General features: G+C 35.9%; 16 protein-coding genes. 9 read left to right on the top strand and 7 right to left on the bottom strand.

Features of this window, described 5'->3' with window-relative positions; genetic code table 11:
* The first annotated feature begins 426 nt into the window (after positions 1 to 426).
* Positions 427 to 1833: an APC family permease gene (locus DR871_RS00795; protein WP_113665279.1), complete on the top strand. Its 1407-nt coding sequence runs from the start codon at positions 427 to 429 to the stop codon at positions 1831 to 1833.
* 291 nt (positions 1834 to 2124) lie between these two features.
* On the opposite strand, the gene DR871_RS00790 is transcribed toward DR871_RS00795, so the two are convergent.
* Both DR871_RS00790 and DR871_RS00785 read right to left on the bottom strand, forming a co-directional pair.
* Positions 2125 to 3573, bottom strand: coding sequence for a glyceraldehyde-3-phosphate dehydrogenase (locus DR871_RS00790; protein ID WP_113665280.1), 1449 nt, complete (start codon positions 3571 to 3573; stop codon positions 2125 to 2127).
* A 157-nt stretch (positions 3574 to 3730) separates the two neighbouring features.
* Complete coding sequence (locus DR871_RS00785; RefSeq protein ID WP_113665281.1) at positions 3731 to 5131, bottom strand: S1C family serine protease; 1401 nt, start codon at positions 5129 to 5131, stop codon at positions 3731 to 3733.
* Positions 5132 to 5269: 138 nt separating this feature from the next.
* Here DR871_RS00785 and dapF point away from each other — a divergent pair, with 138 nt between their 5' ends.
* From dapF to DR871_RS00760, 5 genes are all read left to right on the top strand, one after another.
* A complete protein-coding gene (gene dapF, locus DR871_RS00780) occupies positions 5270 to 6073 on the top strand; it encodes a diaminopimelate epimerase (protein ID WP_113665282.1) in 804 nt (267 codons plus the stop codon).
* A gap of 26 nt (positions 6074 to 6099) precedes the next feature.
* Complete coding sequence (locus DR871_RS00775) at positions 6100 to 6633, top strand: GNAT family N-acetyltransferase (protein ID WP_113665283.1); 534 nt, start codon at positions 6100 to 6102, stop codon at positions 6631 to 6633.
* Between the two features lie 81 nt (positions 6634 to 6714).
* Positions 6715 to 7755 carry an endolytic transglycosylase MltG gene (gene mltG, locus DR871_RS00770; protein ID WP_113665284.1) on the top strand — a complete coding sequence of 347 codons (1041 nt, stop codon included), beginning with the start codon at positions 6715 to 6717 and terminating at the stop codon, positions 7753 to 7755.
* A 2-nt stretch (positions 7756 to 7757) separates the two neighbouring features.
* Positions 7758 to 8672 (top strand): DUF2279 domain-containing protein, encoded by a 915-nt coding sequence (locus DR871_RS00765; protein ID WP_113665285.1) that lies wholly within the window; start codon positions 7758 to 7760, stop codon positions 8670 to 8672.
* 96 nt (positions 8673 to 8768) lie between these two features.
* A complete protein-coding gene (locus DR871_RS00760) occupies positions 8769 to 9410 on the top strand; it encodes a peptidoglycan-binding protein LysM (RefSeq protein WP_113665286.1) in 642 nt (213 codons plus the stop codon).
* Positions 9411 to 9482: 72 nt separating this feature from the next.
* Here DR871_RS00760 and DR871_RS00755 read toward each other — a convergent pair whose 3' ends face one another.
* The 5 genes from DR871_RS00755 to udk all read right to left on the bottom strand — a co-directional run bounded on the left by DR871_RS00755 (position 9483) and on the right by udk (position 15109).
* Positions 9483 to 10001: a hypothetical protein gene (locus tag DR871_RS00755; protein ID WP_113665287.1), complete on the bottom strand. Its 519-nt coding sequence runs from the start codon at positions 9999 to 10001 to the stop codon at positions 9483 to 9485.
* Positions 10002 to 10329: 328 nt separating this feature from the next.
* Positions 10330 to 12468 (bottom strand): methylmalonyl-CoA mutase, encoded by a 2139-nt coding sequence (gene scpA, locus DR871_RS00750; protein ID WP_113665288.1) that lies wholly within the window; start codon positions 12466 to 12468, stop codon positions 10330 to 10332.
* 67 nt (positions 12469 to 12535) lie between these two features.
* Complete coding sequence (locus tag DR871_RS00745) at positions 12536 to 13900, bottom strand: methylmalonyl-CoA mutase subunit beta (protein WP_113665496.1); 1365 nt, start codon at positions 13898 to 13900, stop codon at positions 12536 to 12538.
* A gap of 126 nt (positions 13901 to 14026) precedes the next feature.
* Entirely contained in the window at positions 14027 to 14350 is a 324-nt protein-coding gene (locus DR871_RS00740; protein WP_113665289.1) for an FtsB family cell division protein, read from the bottom strand.
* A gap of 150 nt (positions 14351 to 14500) precedes the next feature.
* The gene (gene udk, locus DR871_RS00735) at positions 14501 to 15109 is read right to left on the bottom strand and encodes a uridine kinase (protein ID WP_113665290.1); all 609 of its coding nucleotides are present in this window, start codon (positions 15107 to 15109) and stop codon (positions 14501 to 14503) included.
* A gap of 148 nt (positions 15110 to 15257) precedes the next feature.
* On the opposite strand from udk, the gene DR871_RS00730 reads away from it, so the two are divergent.
* From DR871_RS00730 to DR871_RS00720, 3 genes are all read left to right on the top strand, one after another.
* The gene (locus tag DR871_RS00730) at positions 15258 to 15839 is read left to right on the top strand and encodes a Crp/Fnr family transcriptional regulator (RefSeq protein ID WP_113665291.1); all 582 of its coding nucleotides are present in this window, start codon (positions 15258 to 15260) and stop codon (positions 15837 to 15839) included.
* Between the two features lie 88 nt (positions 15840 to 15927).
* A complete protein-coding gene (locus tag DR871_RS00725) occupies positions 15928 to 16680 on the top strand; it encodes a pirin family protein (RefSeq protein ID WP_113665292.1) in 753 nt (250 codons plus the stop codon).
* A gap of 39 nt (positions 16681 to 16719) precedes the next feature.
* Positions 16720 to 17250: a YceI family protein gene (locus tag DR871_RS00720; RefSeq protein WP_113665293.1), complete on the top strand. Its 531-nt coding sequence runs from the start codon at positions 16720 to 16722 to the stop codon at positions 17248 to 17250.
* The last annotated feature ends 18 nt before the right edge of the window (positions 17251 to 17268 follow it).

Raw genomic sequence — 17268 nt, 5'->3', positions numbered from 1 at the left:
GGTAATATAAAAGTGAACTTGCATTTAGCCTAATCAAACCTTCGCAAATCAAACGACATTTGGTAGATTGCTGAAACTTCCTTTTGACTCTTTCAAATATATTAAATTTTTCTTACAAATTTTCTTGAAAGGGATAAACGTTATAGTTATTGCGGTTTGCGTGAGGGAGGGAAGCGGCATCCTTTATTTTCTTTCTTTAAGAAAATAAAGATACAGCGCACCGCCCGACCCTAAGTGGCGAGGAGGAACGACAAAGCTGCTGCAGGGTCACGCCCAAAAGAATAATCGGTTTATAATATTCACGACATTCTCTATATTCTTTACTCTTTCTTCTATATTCTATACTCTTTACTATTGGTTTTTATGAAATTTCCAAAAAAAGTATATCTTTAGCCAACTAAAACCAAAACCCCAAAACCAAAAAATATGGAAGACCAAAAACCAGACGATTTTAAAAGAGAATTAGGATTACTTGACGGAACCATGCTTGTGGTGGGTTCTATGATAGGTTCAGGGATATTTATTGTAAGCTCGGATATGGTTCGCCAGTTGGGATCTGCCGGTTGGTTGATTGCTATGTGGGTGCTTACGGGCGCTATTACGGTGATTGCCGCCGTAAGTTATGGCGAGTTGAGCGCGATGTTTCCTAAAGCGGGTGGTCAATATGTGTACATTAAGGAAGCTTACGGGAAACTGGTGGGTTTCTTGTACGGTTGGAGCTTTTTTGCCGTGATTCAAACCGGGACTATTGCTGCTGTGGGTGTGGCTTTTGCTAAATTTGCCGCTTATTTGTATGCGCCCTTAAGTGATAAGAATATTTTATACGAGATTGGGGATTTCAAACTCAATGCGGCTCAGATTGTTTCTATTTTTACTATTATTTTACTGAGTTATGTGAACAGTCGCGGGGTGAAAAACTCGAAGATTTTACAAACGGTGCTTACGGTGGTCAAAGTGCTCTCGCTAGCGGGTTTGATTGTTTTTGGTTTTATTGCTGCGGATGGAGCAGTTTGGGATGCGAATTGGGCCAACGCTTGGTCGGCTCAAAGCCTGAATGTAGATACTGGCGAGTGGTTGCCTATTGGTGGTTTGGCATTAATTAGTGGTATTTCGGCGGCCTTTGTGGGTTCGCAATTTTCGAGCGTGGCTTGGGAAGGGGTGACCTTTATTGCGGGTGAAATTAAAAACCCAAAACGCAATGTGGGTTTGAGTTTGTTTTTGGGAACTTTGATTGTAAGTGTAATTTATATTTTAGCCAATGTGATGTACTTGGCAGTAGTGCCTTTGTTTAATATTGCTACTGCCGAATCTGATCGTGTGGCGGTAGTGGCTTCGCAAACTATTTTTGGATCGGTAGGAACTTTGATTATTGCCGTGATGATTATGATTTCGACTTTTGCGTGTAACAATGGTTTGATTATGGCTGGTGCTAGGGTTTATTATACGATGGCTCAGGATGGTTTGTTTTTTAAGAAAGCGGCCCAACTGAATAAAGCAAGTGTTCCTGCATGGTCTATTTGGGCACAATGCATCTGGGCTTCGGCTTTGTGTTTGACGGGTAAATACGGTGATTTACTTGATTTTGTGGTGATTATTGTTTTGATATTTTACATCTTAACCATTTATGGGATTTTTATTTTACGTAAAAAAATGCCAAATGCAGAGCGTCCGTATAAGGCCTTTGGTTATCCGGTACTGCCAGCGCTGTACATTTTAATTACGGTGGCAATTTGCATGGCGTTATTGTATACAAAACCAACTACATGTGGATGGGGCGTTTTGATCATGCTAATAGGTATTCCAGTGTATTATTTGACAAAAGCTAAGGAGTAGTTTTTTTTAGTTGTGAGTAGTGGGATGTATTATATAATTTATGAATTTGCGGATGTTAAATCGAATTTTCAAATAGGACTTTTTGGAAATAAGTGAAAATCCGTTTAATCCGTGTCATCTGCGGCTAAATTCGGTAGAATAACAAAAAAAAATCCGTCTCGTTTTGATAACGCGACGGATTTTCTATTTAATTCAGGCTGGGTTGCGGTTGTTTTAAATTTAAAACTAAGGAGACTAAAAACTAAAACTAAAAAAATTACAACCTCAAATCCACAACCTGTAATTTATAGGCTAGTAATACGTAAAACGTCTTACTTTGGCAATGTATTTTGCTAATCGGATTACTTGGTGACTGTAACCGTATTCGTTATCGTACCAAATGTATAGCACGATATTTTTTCCATCGGTGGAAACGATTGTGGCGTTACTGTCATAAATAGCTGGTTGCGATGTACCAACGATATCCGATGAAACCAACTCGTTATTCATGGAGTATTTGATTTGCTCCACCAATTCGCCTTCCAAAGCATATTTTTTCATGATGGCATTGATGTCTTTAACGGATGTTTTTTTGGCTACTTCCAGATTCAAAACGACCAATGAACCATTAGGAACCGGCACACGAATCGCATTTGACGTTAATTTTCCTTCCAATGACGGCAATGCTTTTGCAACAGCACTTCCGGCGCCCGTTTCGGTAATCACCATATTTAAGGCTGCAGCTCTTCCACGACGGTATTTTTTGTGCATATTATCCACAAGATTTTGGTCGTTTGTATAGGCATGGATGGTCTCCAAATGTCCTTTGACAACGCCTAAAGTGTCTTCAACAGCTTTCAAGATTGGCGTAATCGCATTCGTTGTACACGACGCCGCCGAAAAAATGTTGATTTCATCAGGATTGTATTCGTTATGGTTTACACCGTGAACAATATTAGGAACTCCTTTTCCAGGAGCGGTAAGCAATACTTTATCGGCACCTTTAGAAACCAAATGACGGCTCAGTGCTTCGTGGGTCGTAAAAGCGCCTGTGTTGTCAATTACTAAAGCATTATCAATTCCGTAGTGTGTATAATCAATTTCTTCTGGACCGTTTGCTGTTATCACGTGAACGGTTGTTCCGTTAATAATCAAAGCATTATTTTCTGTATCAGCAGTAACTGAACCTTGGAAATCACCGTGAATAGAATCGTAACGCAATAAAGAAGCTCTTTTTTCTAGAGAAGTAGCATCATTTTTATCGCGTGTCACTATAGCGCGCAATCGCATTTGACTTCCTTTTCCGGTTTTAGACATTAATTCTCTGGCTAATAATCGACCAATGCGCCCAAAACCATATAACACAACATCTTTCGGCTGAATGTCCTCAGAGTTCTTGGCGTTTTTAAGTTTGTCAATGACGAAATATTTGGCGTCTGGATATTTATCTTCTTCTAAACCATATTCGTACGTAAGTTTTCCAATGTCCAATTTTGCAGGCGGCAAATTCAATTCTAAAATAGCTTTTGCAATTTTAACCGAATCAAATACTGAAATGGGTTTGCCTACAAATTCAGCGGCATATTCATGCAGGTTGATAATGTCACTGACATTTCTATCAATTAATTGATTTCGGAATAAGACCATTTCTATGGATTTATCATACCATAAATCGCTGATGATTTTGATTAGTTTTACTCCTGCGCGTCGCCTGTCGGCTTGAAAAGAAACTTCTTTTTCGTATAAAGTTGTGGTTGCCATGTTGAAAATTTAATGAAAATAAGTGATTGTATTTTTTAAAATTTGCGCAAAAGTACCCATTTCAATCGATTTCGTAACGTATTTTATGAATTATTTATAAAATAAAAAAGCCATCTTGATTTTTTAAGATGGCTTAGGTTAAAAAAAATAAAATCTTTTAAAGTATCACACGAAGTACTTCTCCATTTTTATTGATCATTTCGATTCGAACCGTTTGGCTTTCCTCTTTTTTATTTAAAAGCTTAGAAACGGTTTCCACATCAGTAGCTTTGATATTGTCAATGCTCAAGATAATATTTCCTATTAATTCGTCTTCGTATTGTTTCAAGTTTTCGCTGTTTATGGATTTGATTTTTACACCGTAATCAATTTTGAATTTTTTCTTGTCAGCAGCTTCAATGTTTTCTAATTCGATACCTTTAAATTCTGCACTGAAAAATTCATTTTTGCTCAACACTACTGGAACCGCTCTCGTTTTTCCATCTCTGATGTACGTAACCTGCACTTTGTCATTCGGTCTTTTGGTATTGATGTATCCGGAAAGATCTGCAAACGTAGCCACATTTTGTTCGTCTAATTTGATGATAACATCGCCTTTTTCTAAACCTGATTTTTCGGCGCCAGAATTTTTAGTAACTTTATTAATGTAGAATCCCTGCGTTTGGGAAATTCCTAATTCTTTAGAACTAATACTGTTCAATTCGCCTCCTTCAACGCCAAGAATTCCACGCTGCACATTCCCAAATTCCATTAAATCTTCAATGATTTTTCGAGCAATATTCGAAGGAACCGCAAACGAATAGCCAACATAAGAACCGGTCATAGAGGAAATCATTGTGTTGATTCCTATCAGCTCACCACGCGTATTGACTAATGCTCCACCACTGTTTCCTGGGTTTACTGCAGCATCTGTTTGTATGAAAGATTGGATTCCGCTGGTGTCTAAATCTCTGGCTTTCGCCGAAACAATTCCGGCAGTTACCGTGGACGTTAAATTATATGGATTTCCGACTGCCAAAACCCATTCACCAATTTTAACCGAATCAGAATTGGCAAAAACAGTATACGGTAATTTCTCGGTGGCGTCAATTTTCAATAAGGCAATATCCATTTTAGAATCGGTTCCAATGAGTTTTGCCACGTATGATTTTTTGTTGTTTAAGGTAATTTCGATTTCTGATGCGTCTTTGATTACGTGATTATTGGTCACAATATAACCGTCCTCAGAAATTATTACACCAGAACCTGTCCCTACTTGTTCCTGCGATTGCCCACCTTTATATCCATAAAAGTATTCTAAAATGGGATTTGTAATCGTTCTGCGGGAAACATTTTTTACGTGTACAACCGTATGGATGGTTTTTTCTGCAGCCTCAGTAAAATCAAGCACATCTGATGATAATCCCACTTTCTTTCCGTAGGAATCGGATGCCGTTGTGACTCCTGAATTTTTATCATTAGAAAAATATCCATTGGTGTCAAATAATAATTTGTATGAACCTAGTGTTACTACTCCGCTCAACAGGGAAACCATAAATAGTGTTGAAAATTTTTTCATAATTAAATTCGTTTATTAAGATATTTACCCGTAAAAATAAAACTAAAATTGATTCGGAAAATGTAGTTTAACGCTCTTTAACAATGATTAACATTTCATTAATAGTTCGTACTTTTGTTGGACTCAATACAAATTAAAATGCAACTAGAATTTTATAAATACCAAGGAACAGGAAATGATTTTGTAATGATTGATAATCGTTCGGAGTTTTTTCCAAAAGAGAATACACAACTGATTGCCCGTTTATGCGACAGACGTTTTGGAATAGGAGGCGATGGGCTGATTTTATTGGAAAATGACACGATTGCTTCGAATCTCGCAACGGCCACTAATTTCAAAATGGTCTATTACAACTCTGATGGAAACCAAAGTTCCATGTGTGGCAACGGTGGGCGTTGTTTAGTGGCTTTTGCCAAAAAGCTACATGTAATCGAGAATGAAGCGACTTTCATAGCCACAGATGGTTTACACCACGCAACAATTGGCGATGACGGATTGGTTGCACTACAAATGATTGATGTTGATGCGGTAAAAATAAGTCCAGATCATGTGTTTATGAATACAGGTTCGCCGCATCATGTACAATTAGTAGACGATTTAGAAAATTATAATGTTAAGGAAAATGGAGCGGCCATTCGATACGGAGATTTATACGGGAAAGCAGGAAGTAACATCAATTTTGTAAAACAGATTGATGACACCACTTTTTCGTTGCGAACGTATGAAAGAGGCGTAGAGGACGAAACTCTTTCTTGCGGAACAGGCGCTACAGCAGTAGCAATTGCGATGAACGTGTTGGGAAAAACAGATGCTTCTTCTATTGATTTAAATGTGGAAGGCGGAAAATTAGTCGTTTCTTTTGATAAAGGAGAAGGGAAATTTACTAATGTTTTCCTGAAAGGACCAGCGGAATTTGTATTTAAAGGAACTATCGAGATTTAACTTAAAACCAAGAACCAAATACTTAAATGAAAACATTAAAAGGCGACAACATCTATATACGTGCATTAGAACCCAATGATTTGGAGTTTGTGTATGCGATAGAAAACGACCAGAGCATTTGGGAAGTCAGTAATACACACACACCTTACAGTCGATTTTTAGTCAAACAATATTTAGAAAATGCCCATCAGGATATTTATGAAGCCAAGCAATTGCGATTGGCTATTTGTCAGGATCAGGATTTCCCCGCTTTGGGTTTAATCGATTTGTTTGATTTTGATCCAAAGAATAACAGGGCAGGAGTGGGTATCGTAATCCAAAATAACGAAAACCGAAAACAGAATATTGGTTCCGAAGCTTTGGCATTATTAATAGAATATGCTTTTTATAATCTTAATTTGCACCAATTATATGCAAATATTGGTACCGAAAATGAAGCAAGTAAAGCTCTTTTTACTAAATTTGGATTCGAAATGATAGGCGTCAAAAAAGATTGGACTTTTGTAAACGGAAAATACAAAGACGAAGCTATTTTTCAATTGATTAATACTAAATTTTAAAAAATACAGTTTTAATCCCGCACCTTTTAAACATAAAGAGAAGATTATAAATACTAACACTCCAGCAAATAAATACCACACATGAATATAAAGAAAATCATCACTATAGTTTCCGTAATTTTAATATCACTATTAATGATTTACGGATTGGTTATTTTACGTCAGATTTTTTCCTCCAACACAAAATTTTCGGAGAACGAAATCTATGTTTATATTCCAACGGATTCTAAATATGATGGTGTCAAAAAAATAATGGCACCTTATGTCGAAAACATGGAGCGATTTGACATGGTTGCCAGTAAAAGAGGATATTCTGATAATGTGATTCCGGGACGTTTTTTAGTGACAAAAGGAATGAACAGTTATGAACTGGTAAAAACCTTGCGACTTAATTCGGCTGTAAAGTTGGCTTTCAACAATCAGGAACGTGTGGAAAATTTGGCGGGACGCGTAGGTTCTCAAATCGAAGCCGACAGTTTATCGTTGCTGAATTCGTTTAAAGATTCTATTTTTCTAAAGGAAAACGGGTTCAATGAAGAAAACGTTTTGGTGATGTTTATTCCGAATACTTATGAGATTTATTGGAACACAACCGCTGAAAAGTTCCGCGATAAGATGATCAAAGAATACCGTAATTTTTGGAATAAAGAAAGAGTTGCCAAAGCGGAAAAACAAGGACTGACTCCAATTGAAGCTACTATTCTGGCCTCTATTGTTCATAAAGAATCCGTGAAAAAAGACGAAAGACCAAGAATTGCAGGCGTATATTTGAATAGATTGAGAGCTGGAATGCCTTTGCAAGCGGATCCAACAGTTATTTTTGCGATGAAAAAGAAATCGAATGATTTTAATCAGGTTATCAAGAGAGTTTTCTACAATGATTTGACAATGTCACATCCGTATAATACGTATATGAATTTGGGTCTTCCTCCGGGACCTATCGCTATGCCTGACATCACCGCACTAGAAGCTGTTTTAGATCCTGAGAAAAATAATTTTATCTATTTCTGTGCCAGTGTGGAACGTTTTGGATACCATGAGTTTGCTGCGACCTTAGAAGAACACAATAAAAATGCCAAAAAATATTCCGATTGGATCAACAGTCAAGGGGTGAAAAGATAGTTTTGAGATACAAAACACTCTTACTTTTTTTATGCTTAATTGGATTTCAAATTGGAAATTCTCAAAATACTGCAGAAAGCTTTTTTAAACCGTCCGATTCTTTAAATAGGAAAAGACAAAATTCAGTGGTTATTTCGGAGGCTGTTTTGGCGACCGGAACTTTAGCAGGTTTGAACCAACTTTGGTACGCCGATTATCCTAAATCTGATTTTCATTTTATTAATGATAATTCTGATTGGCTTCAAATGGATAAAGCGGGACATGTTTTTTCCTCCTATCATTTAGGACGTTTTGGTGCCCAAATGCTACAGTGGAGCGGTGCTACTAAAAAAAATCAGTTGCTTTATGGCGCTGGACTCGGATTTGCATTTCTGACCGCTGTCGAGGTTTTAGACGGACATTCATCTGAATGGGGCGCTTCCTCCGGCGACATTATTGCTAACGCTACTGGAACCGCTTTGTACGTTTCCCAAGAATTAATGTGGCACGAACAACGGATTACGCCAAAATTCTCTTTTCATACTACAAAATATGTAAGTGAACGACCGGAAGTATTGGGTAGTTCCTTCTCGGAACAAATTTTAAAGGATTATAACGGACAAACGTACTGGCTTTCGGTCAATTTGCATTCTTTTGCTAAAGGTTCTAAAATACCAAAATGGCTAAATTTAGCATTGGGTTATGGAGCAGAAGGAATGATTACTGGGAGAAATGAAGATACAACCGCTTTTTTAGCCTCACATCCCCAACGATTTAGACAATTTTACCTGAGTTTGGATGTCGATTTAACAAAAATTAAGACCAATTCCCATTTTCTAAAGACCGTTTTTTCGGTTTTTAATACCGTTAAAATTCCTGCACCAACCATCGAATTTATGCGTTTCAACGATGTAAAATACCACTTCATCTATTTTTAGAAAAGTTTAACTGCTTGATTATCAGTATAATTATTTTTATTGTATCTTTGCTCGTAGAAATTTCATAACGGGACAGCGTTTGAAGAAAAACAATTTATGATAAAGAAATGGTATTTTTATGCAAGTCTGACTGTTATTACAGTTTTTTTGAGCTCAGGTTTTAAACCTTTTAATTTAGAAACCAACCCATGGTTTCTCATCAATGAAGAAGATGGAACACACTACTTATATCCATCCGAAGAACAAGAAGAATACGCTAATTTAAACATCCCTTACACCGGAAATTTTTTTATTGGATTTAAAGAAGCCATCGGCTATAGAGAATCTGAAAATAAATATAAAAAAATCAATTCTCTTGGTTATATGGGTAAATACCAGTTTGGTATTGAAACATTAAAATCAGTAGGTATTTACAATCGCTCCGCTTTTTTGAATAGTCCTGAATTGCAGGAAAAAGCTTTTTTAGCACTTTTAGCAAAAAATAAATGGGAGTTGAAAACAGAAATTGAAAAATATGAGGGTACAATATTAAACGGTATTCAAATCACAGAATCCGGTATCTTAGCTGCGGCACATTTAGGAGGAGCAGGATCTGTCAAAAAATATTTTAAACACAAGGGAAAACGTAATTTTAGAGATGCTTACGGAAGTTCCATACGATCTTACATGAAAATGTTTGGCGGTTATGATACTTCTTTCATAATTGCAGATATTAATGCAAAAGTGAAAAATATTTAATTCCTTTTGTTGCTAAATATAAAAGAGGCTGTCAAATTCATGACAGCCTCTTTCTGTTTAATTATAAATGGATTATTTCGCTTTAAGAATTTCTCCATTTGGACGTACTAATAATTTAACTACTTCCTTATCCTTTTTGATTTTAACATTATACTGTTTCTTGAGGACGTCTCCGTCCTCTTGTGTGTATAAAAAACTGTCATTCACAATAGACCAGCCAGGATACGTTCTGTAAATGGAGTAAATAACTTCACTGGGAAGTCGTACGTTTTTAAAATTTTCTACCACGCGAACTAATTTTCCCTTTTCATTATAAGTAGCGGTCAAAGAGCCGTTTTTTACTTCCATTACTACAAGATATTCTTCATAACCCTCTGCGTCTTTTCCTAAATCGTAAGCGATAAATTTTTCTTCCACCACTTGAACTCTTTGATCCGCATTATTATCTGGGATATAAACTGAAAAATCAGTTCCGACCCTTTTGATAACTACTCCTGGCAATTCTTCGATTTTGATTTTTCCTTTCTCTGTTTCCTGAGAAAATGCAGTTATAGAAAAACTGAAAAGGATGATAATAATAAGTGATTTCATAATATTTAGTTTTAAATTAATTAATGAGTTTTAATACTTGTAATGGTCTAATGAATGTTAAGGCTTGTCTTTTCTTCCCCTTTTTTTTGAAATATTTAATTATCTGTTTATCAATGATTTAAAATGTAAATTGTCATAAGTATATGTAAATTTACCTATTTTTTAAAGGTCTGACTGTTAACGTATTCCATAAACAATGTTAATAAAAGGCAATAATTTCATGTTTTTTTAATAAGATTTAAATGACTTATTATCAATGTTTTTACAAAAAAAAAGCACCAACCTTTCGATTGATGCTTTGTAGGTAATAAATTTTTATAAGTTATTTTTACTCGAAACTTCCCATTAAAATTTCTAATATTTTAATGGCTGCTTCACTGATTTTTGTTCCTGGTCCAAATACGGCAACTGCACCGGCATCAAATAAAAACTGATAATCTTGTGCCGGAATTACCCCGCCTACGACCACCATAATATCTTCTCTACCATACTTTTTAAGTTCTTCGATGACTTGAGGAACCAGGGTTTTATGACCAGCAGCAAGTGAGGAAACACCCAGGATATGAACATCATTTTCTACCGCTTGTTTGGCAGCCTCAGCCGGTGTTTGAAAAAGTGGGCCAATGTCAACATCAAAACCTACATCGGCATAACCGGTAGCGACCACTTTGGCACCACGGTCGTGTCCGTCTTGTCCCATTTTGGCAATCATAATTCGTGGGCGACGTCCTTCTTTTTTAGCGAATTCATCTGCCAGTTGTTTTGCTTTTTCAAAGCTTTTGTCGTCTTTTATTTCTTTGCTATACACACCGCTAAAGGATTTAATTTGTGCTTTGTATCTTCCAAAAACCGTTTCTAGTGCATCGCTGATTTCTCCTAATGTAGTTCGGTTTCGAGCTGCTTCAACAGCTATTTCCAGTAAATTTCCTTCACCAGTTTGAGCACAAAGGATTAGTTTTTTAAGTGAATCCTGAACTTTTTCAGAATCTCTGCTAGCTTTAATTCGGTCTAATTGTTCCAGTTGTTGCTTGCGGACCATTTGGTTATCCACATCCAAAATCTGTAAAGGATCTTCTTTTTCTAATCGGTATTGATTGACACCTACAATAATATCCTGACCGCTGTCTATTCTTGCTTGTTTTCTGGCTGCCGCTTCTTCGATTCTAAGTTTCGGAATTCCGGATTCAATGGCTTTAGTCATTCCGCCTAGTTCTTCAACTTCTTCGATAAGTTTCCAAGCATTTTCTGCAATCTCATTCGTTAAGCTTTCTACATAATAACTGCCTGCCCAAGGATCGACTGTTTTAGTGATTTTAGTTTCCTCTTGTAAATAGAGTTGCGTGTTTCTAGCAATTCTTGCCGAGAAATCTGTTGGTAAAGCGATGGCTTCGTCCAAAGCATTGGTATGTAAAGATTGTGTTCCTCCAAAAGCTGCTGCGGCTGCTTCAATACACGTGCGCGCCACATTATTAAAAGGATCTTGCTCTGTTAAACTCCAACCCGAAGTTTGACAATGGGTTCGCAATGCTAATGATTTATCGTCTTTTGGTTCAAATTGTTTGACTAGTTTCGCCCAAATCATTCTTCCCGCACGCATTTTGGCAATTTCCATAAAATGGTTCATACCAATCGCCCAGAAAAAAGATAATCTTGGAGCGAATTCATCAATTTTCATTCCGGTTGCTAATCCAGTTCTAATGTATTCCAATCCATCTGCCAGCGTGTAAGCTAACTCAATATCAGCAGTGGCTCCCGCTTCTTGCATGTGGTATCCGGAAATTGAAATCGAGTTGAATTTCGGCATTTTTTTACTGGTAAATTCAAAAATATCAGCAATGATTTTCATCGAAGGCGTTGGCGGATAAATATACGTGTTACGCACCATGAACTCTTTTAGAATGTCATTTTGTATCGTACCGGAAAGCAATTCGGGTTTTACGCCTTGTTCTTCGGCGGCGACAATATAGAAGGCCATAATAGGTAAAACAGCGCCATTCATCGTCATGGAAACGGACATTTCATCCAGTGGAATTTGGTCGAATAATACTTTCATGTCTTCCACGGTGTCAATCGCGACTCCCGCTTTTCCTACATCACCTACCACACGTTCGTGATCCGAATCATAACCGCGGTGTGTAGGTAAATCAAAAGCGATGGAAAGTCCTTTTTGACCCGCAGCCAAATTTCTCCTGTAAAAAGCATTGCTTTCTTCAGCGGTCGAAAATCCTGCATATTGACGCACAGTCCACGGACGACGAACGTACATTGTAGCGTAAGGTCCACGTAAATTTGGTGCAAAACCAGCTCCGAAATCAAGATGAGTAAGTTGCTCAATATCTTGTTCCGAATACGTTGGTTTTAGTTCTATTCCCTCTGCGGTTAGAAATGCATCAGCTAAAGAATTTTCATTCTCCACTTTCAACGGTGTACTTTCTAATTTTATATGTTGTAAATCTTTTCTTTTCATTTGTTAAGTACCAAATTACACGAATGCTGATTAATTTTTAATTTTGATTAACCGAAATTTCTGGATGCTATTCAAGATCCAATCTTTCCTGTTCTATTTTCTCTGCCAGACGTTTTTCGATTATTGGTGTAATCAAGGTTTTTCTTGGTTTGACTTTTACAAAAGGAAATAATTCTAAATCATGTTTCATTTTATCCTGTTTATTAGGATGTTTGTTTGTGCCTAACAGAATTTCTTTACCAGAATCAAATAATTCCTGAGCTGTATCAGCACTTTCCTGAATTTTCCTTTTGATGATTCCATCGTTAAGTTGTTTCAAGAAACTTCCATTTGCCTCAATATCTTTGAATAAAAACAATGCTTTTTCGGCTAATTGATTCGTAAGATTTTCGATATAATAACTGCCGTCAGCCGGATTATTGACTTTGTCAAAATAACTTTCATTTTTAAGAATCAATAATTGGTTTCGGGCAATTCGGTCGCCAAATTCATTGTCTTTATGGTACAAGGCATCGTACGGTAAATTTGCAATAGCATCTGCTCCGCCAATAATTGCACTCATACATTCGGTTGTGGTTCGCAACATATTTACATTATAATCATACAATGTTTTGTTTCGTTTGGTTGGTGAAACAATAATGTTGCAATCCAAGTTGTGGTTGTATTCCTTGGCTATCAGATTAAAAAGTAATCGTAATGCACGCAGTTTTGCAATTTCAAAAAAGTAATTTGTCCCAACGGCTACTTCAAAAACAATAGGTTTATTTATCGTTTCAATTCTATTGAAATATTCATTGGCTTGTCCTAAACTATAAGCAATTTGCTGCACCATATTGGCACCTGCATTTTGGTACAAAGCAGCATTTATACTGATTAATGACACTGATTTTGTTTCTTCCGAAAGTAAATTCAGTGTATCAAAATTGCTTTTTTCTTTAGTTACAAACCAGTTTCCATCTTTGGCTAATTGCCCAATTGGATCTAGATTACAAAAAATAACAGTATTATTTTTTTTTGCGAAAGCATCAATTTTTTTAACGAAATCGATTGAAATAAATCCAAGATTAAAATAAACGGTAACTTTTTCTAATGGTAATTGCTCCAAAAGATTAGTAATATCAATTGATTCGTTTTCTATTGTAAACCGAAGGCTATCCGCACCACGACTCAAGGTGTCGCGCGCTCTTTCTATTGATTTTTCAACATCGTAAACAAAAATGTTTTGGCAAATTTTGAATTCAGTAGCTTTAGTGGAAACAGGAAAAGCTTTAGTGAATTCATCTTTGTGGTAAAAAGGTTTTACCTGAATGTCTTCCGGAGAATTCCAAACTAAGGTTTCATTATAATCCGCTCCTTTGAGTTCAAATTGGATTTTTTGTTTCCATTGTTTGGAGGAAATGGGACTGAAATCATTGAAAAGGTTTTTAGCCATTTTGTTTGTTATTTTCCTCACCCCAGTCCTCTCCATAGGAGAGGGAGCCGAAACTTGGTGTTATGTTTTAATAATTACAATAAATTTTAAACTCCCTTCCCTTTGAGAAGGGTTGGGGATGGGATTTTATTTTTTTTCAATCGTGTCACCTTCGAATTCGATGATATAAATATCTTCACTATCTTTTTTCATATAGTATTTTTCGCGGGCGTATTTTTCTATTTGTTCTGAATTTTTTAATTGCTTTATGTTTTCCTGATCCTTTTTTATTTCTTCTTTGTAATAAGTGGCATTGTCTTCTAAATCTTCAATTTGTTGATCTAAAATGCGATGATCAAAATAGGAATAGTTGTCTAGAAAAATCATCCATGTACAAAAAAACAACAAAACCCAGACATATTTGTTGCTTAAAAATTTAAACCAAGGTTTCTCTTTGTACGGATTTTTCATTTTATTTTTTTTAGCCCCGATTACAGTGGAAATCCTTTTAGTAGGTGATACTCACGAAGGAAGACTCACCTACTAAAATATTGCAATCTCGTCTTCAGGACGAGACGGGAAATAGCTCTTAATTATTATTCCACTAAAATTACAAATAAATTATAGAATTTTTTGATTTATTACCGCACGAACCACATCAATGGCTACGGTGTTGTATTTGTCATTTGGTATGATGATGTCCGCAAATGCTTTAGTTGGTTCAATGAACTGCTCGTGCATAGGCTTCAAAGTAGTTTGATATCTGTTGATTACTTCATTCATGTCTCGGCCACGTTCCGCGATATCACGTTTCATCCGTCGGATTAATCGCTCGTCAGAATCAGCATGAACATATATTTTGACATCAAATAATTCTCTTAATTCTGGATTTGCCAAGATTAAAATCCCTTCTACAATCATCACTTTTCGAGGATGTGTAAAAACGGTATCGTCTGTTCTATTGTGTGTTACAAAAGAATAAACGGGTTGATTGATATTGTTTCCTTCTTTTAATTCCTTGAGATGAGCTACTAATAACGGGAAATCAATGGCACGCGGATGATCAAAATTAATTAATGCTCTTTCATCAAATGATAGTCCGTGATTTTCTTTGTAATATGAGTCTTGAGAAATAATACCAACTTCTGTTTGTGGTAATTCATTCATAATCTGATGTACAACGGTTGTTTTTCCGCTTCCTGTACCACCTGCAATTCCTATAATGAGCATAAATTTTTTGTTATGTTTTTATCTGGACAAAAATAGGAATTTTATCGGGAGCAGTTTTTCTTTTTTTAAGAAATATTGCTAAATTACTATATTTATTGGGAGTTATTACTTGATGTTTTTCTATCTTTAGTTTCTAAAATTTAAAACATTGTATTCACAAATCAATAAAAATATAAGTCGGTATGTCACTTTTGAACCAAAAGAATTAGAAATTTTCAATTCTTTGTTGGAATACAAAACGGTTCTTAAGAAAACGATTATGCTTCAGGAGGGCGAAATGTGTAGTTTTGAAGCATTTGTCATCAAAGGCTGTGTCCGAAAATATTACATTGATGCCAATGGTTTAGAAGTAATTCTGCAATTTGCGATCGAAAATGCTTGGGTGAGTGATATTTCATTTAGTATTTACGAAGATAATCCCAGCAGCGTATACATTGAAACGTTGGAAGATTGTGAATTCTTCCTTTTTAGTCCGGAAACAAAAGAGGAATTATTTGCGAAAGCCCCAAAGTTTGAACGCGCTTTCCGTATTCTGATGCAACGAAGTCTTGCCGTTACTCAAGACCGTTTATTTAATACGATTTCTAAATCGGCCACCGAGAAATATTTAGAGTTTCTGGAACATTATCCCACACTTTCACAGCGCGTTGCCCAGCATTATATTGCTTCTTATCTGGGAATTTCAGCCGAGTTTTTAAGTAAAGTAAGAACTAAAATTGCTAAACTCTAGATTTCGCTTTTTTCATTTCTTGTCCTAGTTCAATGCATGCGCTTTTTTTTTGACGCAACTTTGCATCATACAATTAAAGAACAGGACAATGGAAAATACAGATAAAAAAATAGATGGTGTAATTACTAATTCGGTTTTGCATAAAGCAAATACTCGCGGTCATGCTAATCATGGTTGGTTAGAATCCTATCATACCTTTAGCTTTGCCAATTATCAAAATCCAGAACGTATGAATTTTGGAGTCTTACGCGTTCTAAATGATGACAGAGTCAGCCAAGGAATGGGTTTTGGGAAACATCCACATGATAATATGGAAATTATTTCTATTCCCCTCGAAGGTGATTTAGAACACCAAGACAGTATGGGAAATACTACCGTAATCAAGGAAGGTGATATCCAGGCGATGAGTGCTGGTACCGGAATTTTTCACAGCGAGTACAATAAAAACAAAGATCAGTTGGTTAAATTTTTACAGATTTGGATTTATCCAAATAAAAAAAATGTAACGCCTCGTTATGACCAAATCACTTTAGATTTAAATGATCGTCACAATAAATTACAGCAAATTTTGTCACCTAATCCAGAAGACGAAGGGGTTTGGATTCATCAAGATGCTTGGTTTCATATTGGGAAGTTTGACAACGATTTTTCTACTTCGTACGAATTGAAAAAACCAGGAAATGGAATTTATGCTTTTGTTTTAAAAGGAGATTTTAAAATAGGAAACATTGCTTTAAATGAACGTGACGGGTTAGGAATTTGGGATATAAATTCAATTAAAATTACCGCTAATTCAGCTAATGCAGAGATCCTATTGATGGAAGTTCCGATGCAATTGTAATCTAATAAATAATAAAAATAACTAATAAATATCAAAATTATGTCAACAACAAAATGGGTAATTGACCCAACACACTCAGAAATTGGTTTTAAAGTAAAACACATGATGTTTACTAATGTTTCAGGTAAATTTTCAAAATTTGATGCAACGATTGAAGCAGAAGACAGCAATTTAGAAAATGCGAAAATTGAATTTACAGGAGCAATTGATTCTGTAACAACAGGAAACGCAGATAGAGATACACATTTATTGAGTGCTGATTTTTTTGATGCTGCTCAGTTTCCAGAAATTAAATTTAGTGCTACTTCTTTTACCAAAATTAATGAAGGCGAATATGAATTGGTTGGTGATTTAACATTACACGGCGTTACAAAATCAGTGAAATTAGCTGCTGATTATGGAGGATTAATGAAAGATCCGTGGGGAAATACCAAAATGGCACTTGCATTAGAAGGAAAAATCAACAGAAAAGATTGGGGATTAAACTGGAATTCTGCTCTTGAAACAGGAGGTGTTTTAGTAAGCGAAGAAGTTCGTTTGAATATCGAGTTGCAATTTTTGCAACAATAATATAAAGTAATTAGTCAC

Origin of the sequence: Flavobacterium petrolei, from assembly GCF_003314435.2 — a bacterium.
GTDB lineage: Bacteria > Bacteroidota > Bacteroidia > Flavobacteriales > Flavobacteriaceae > Flavobacterium > Flavobacterium petrolei.
The sequence above is the reverse complement of the archived record's forward strand: the minus strand, read 5'-3'. Positions and strand labels throughout refer to the sequence as shown.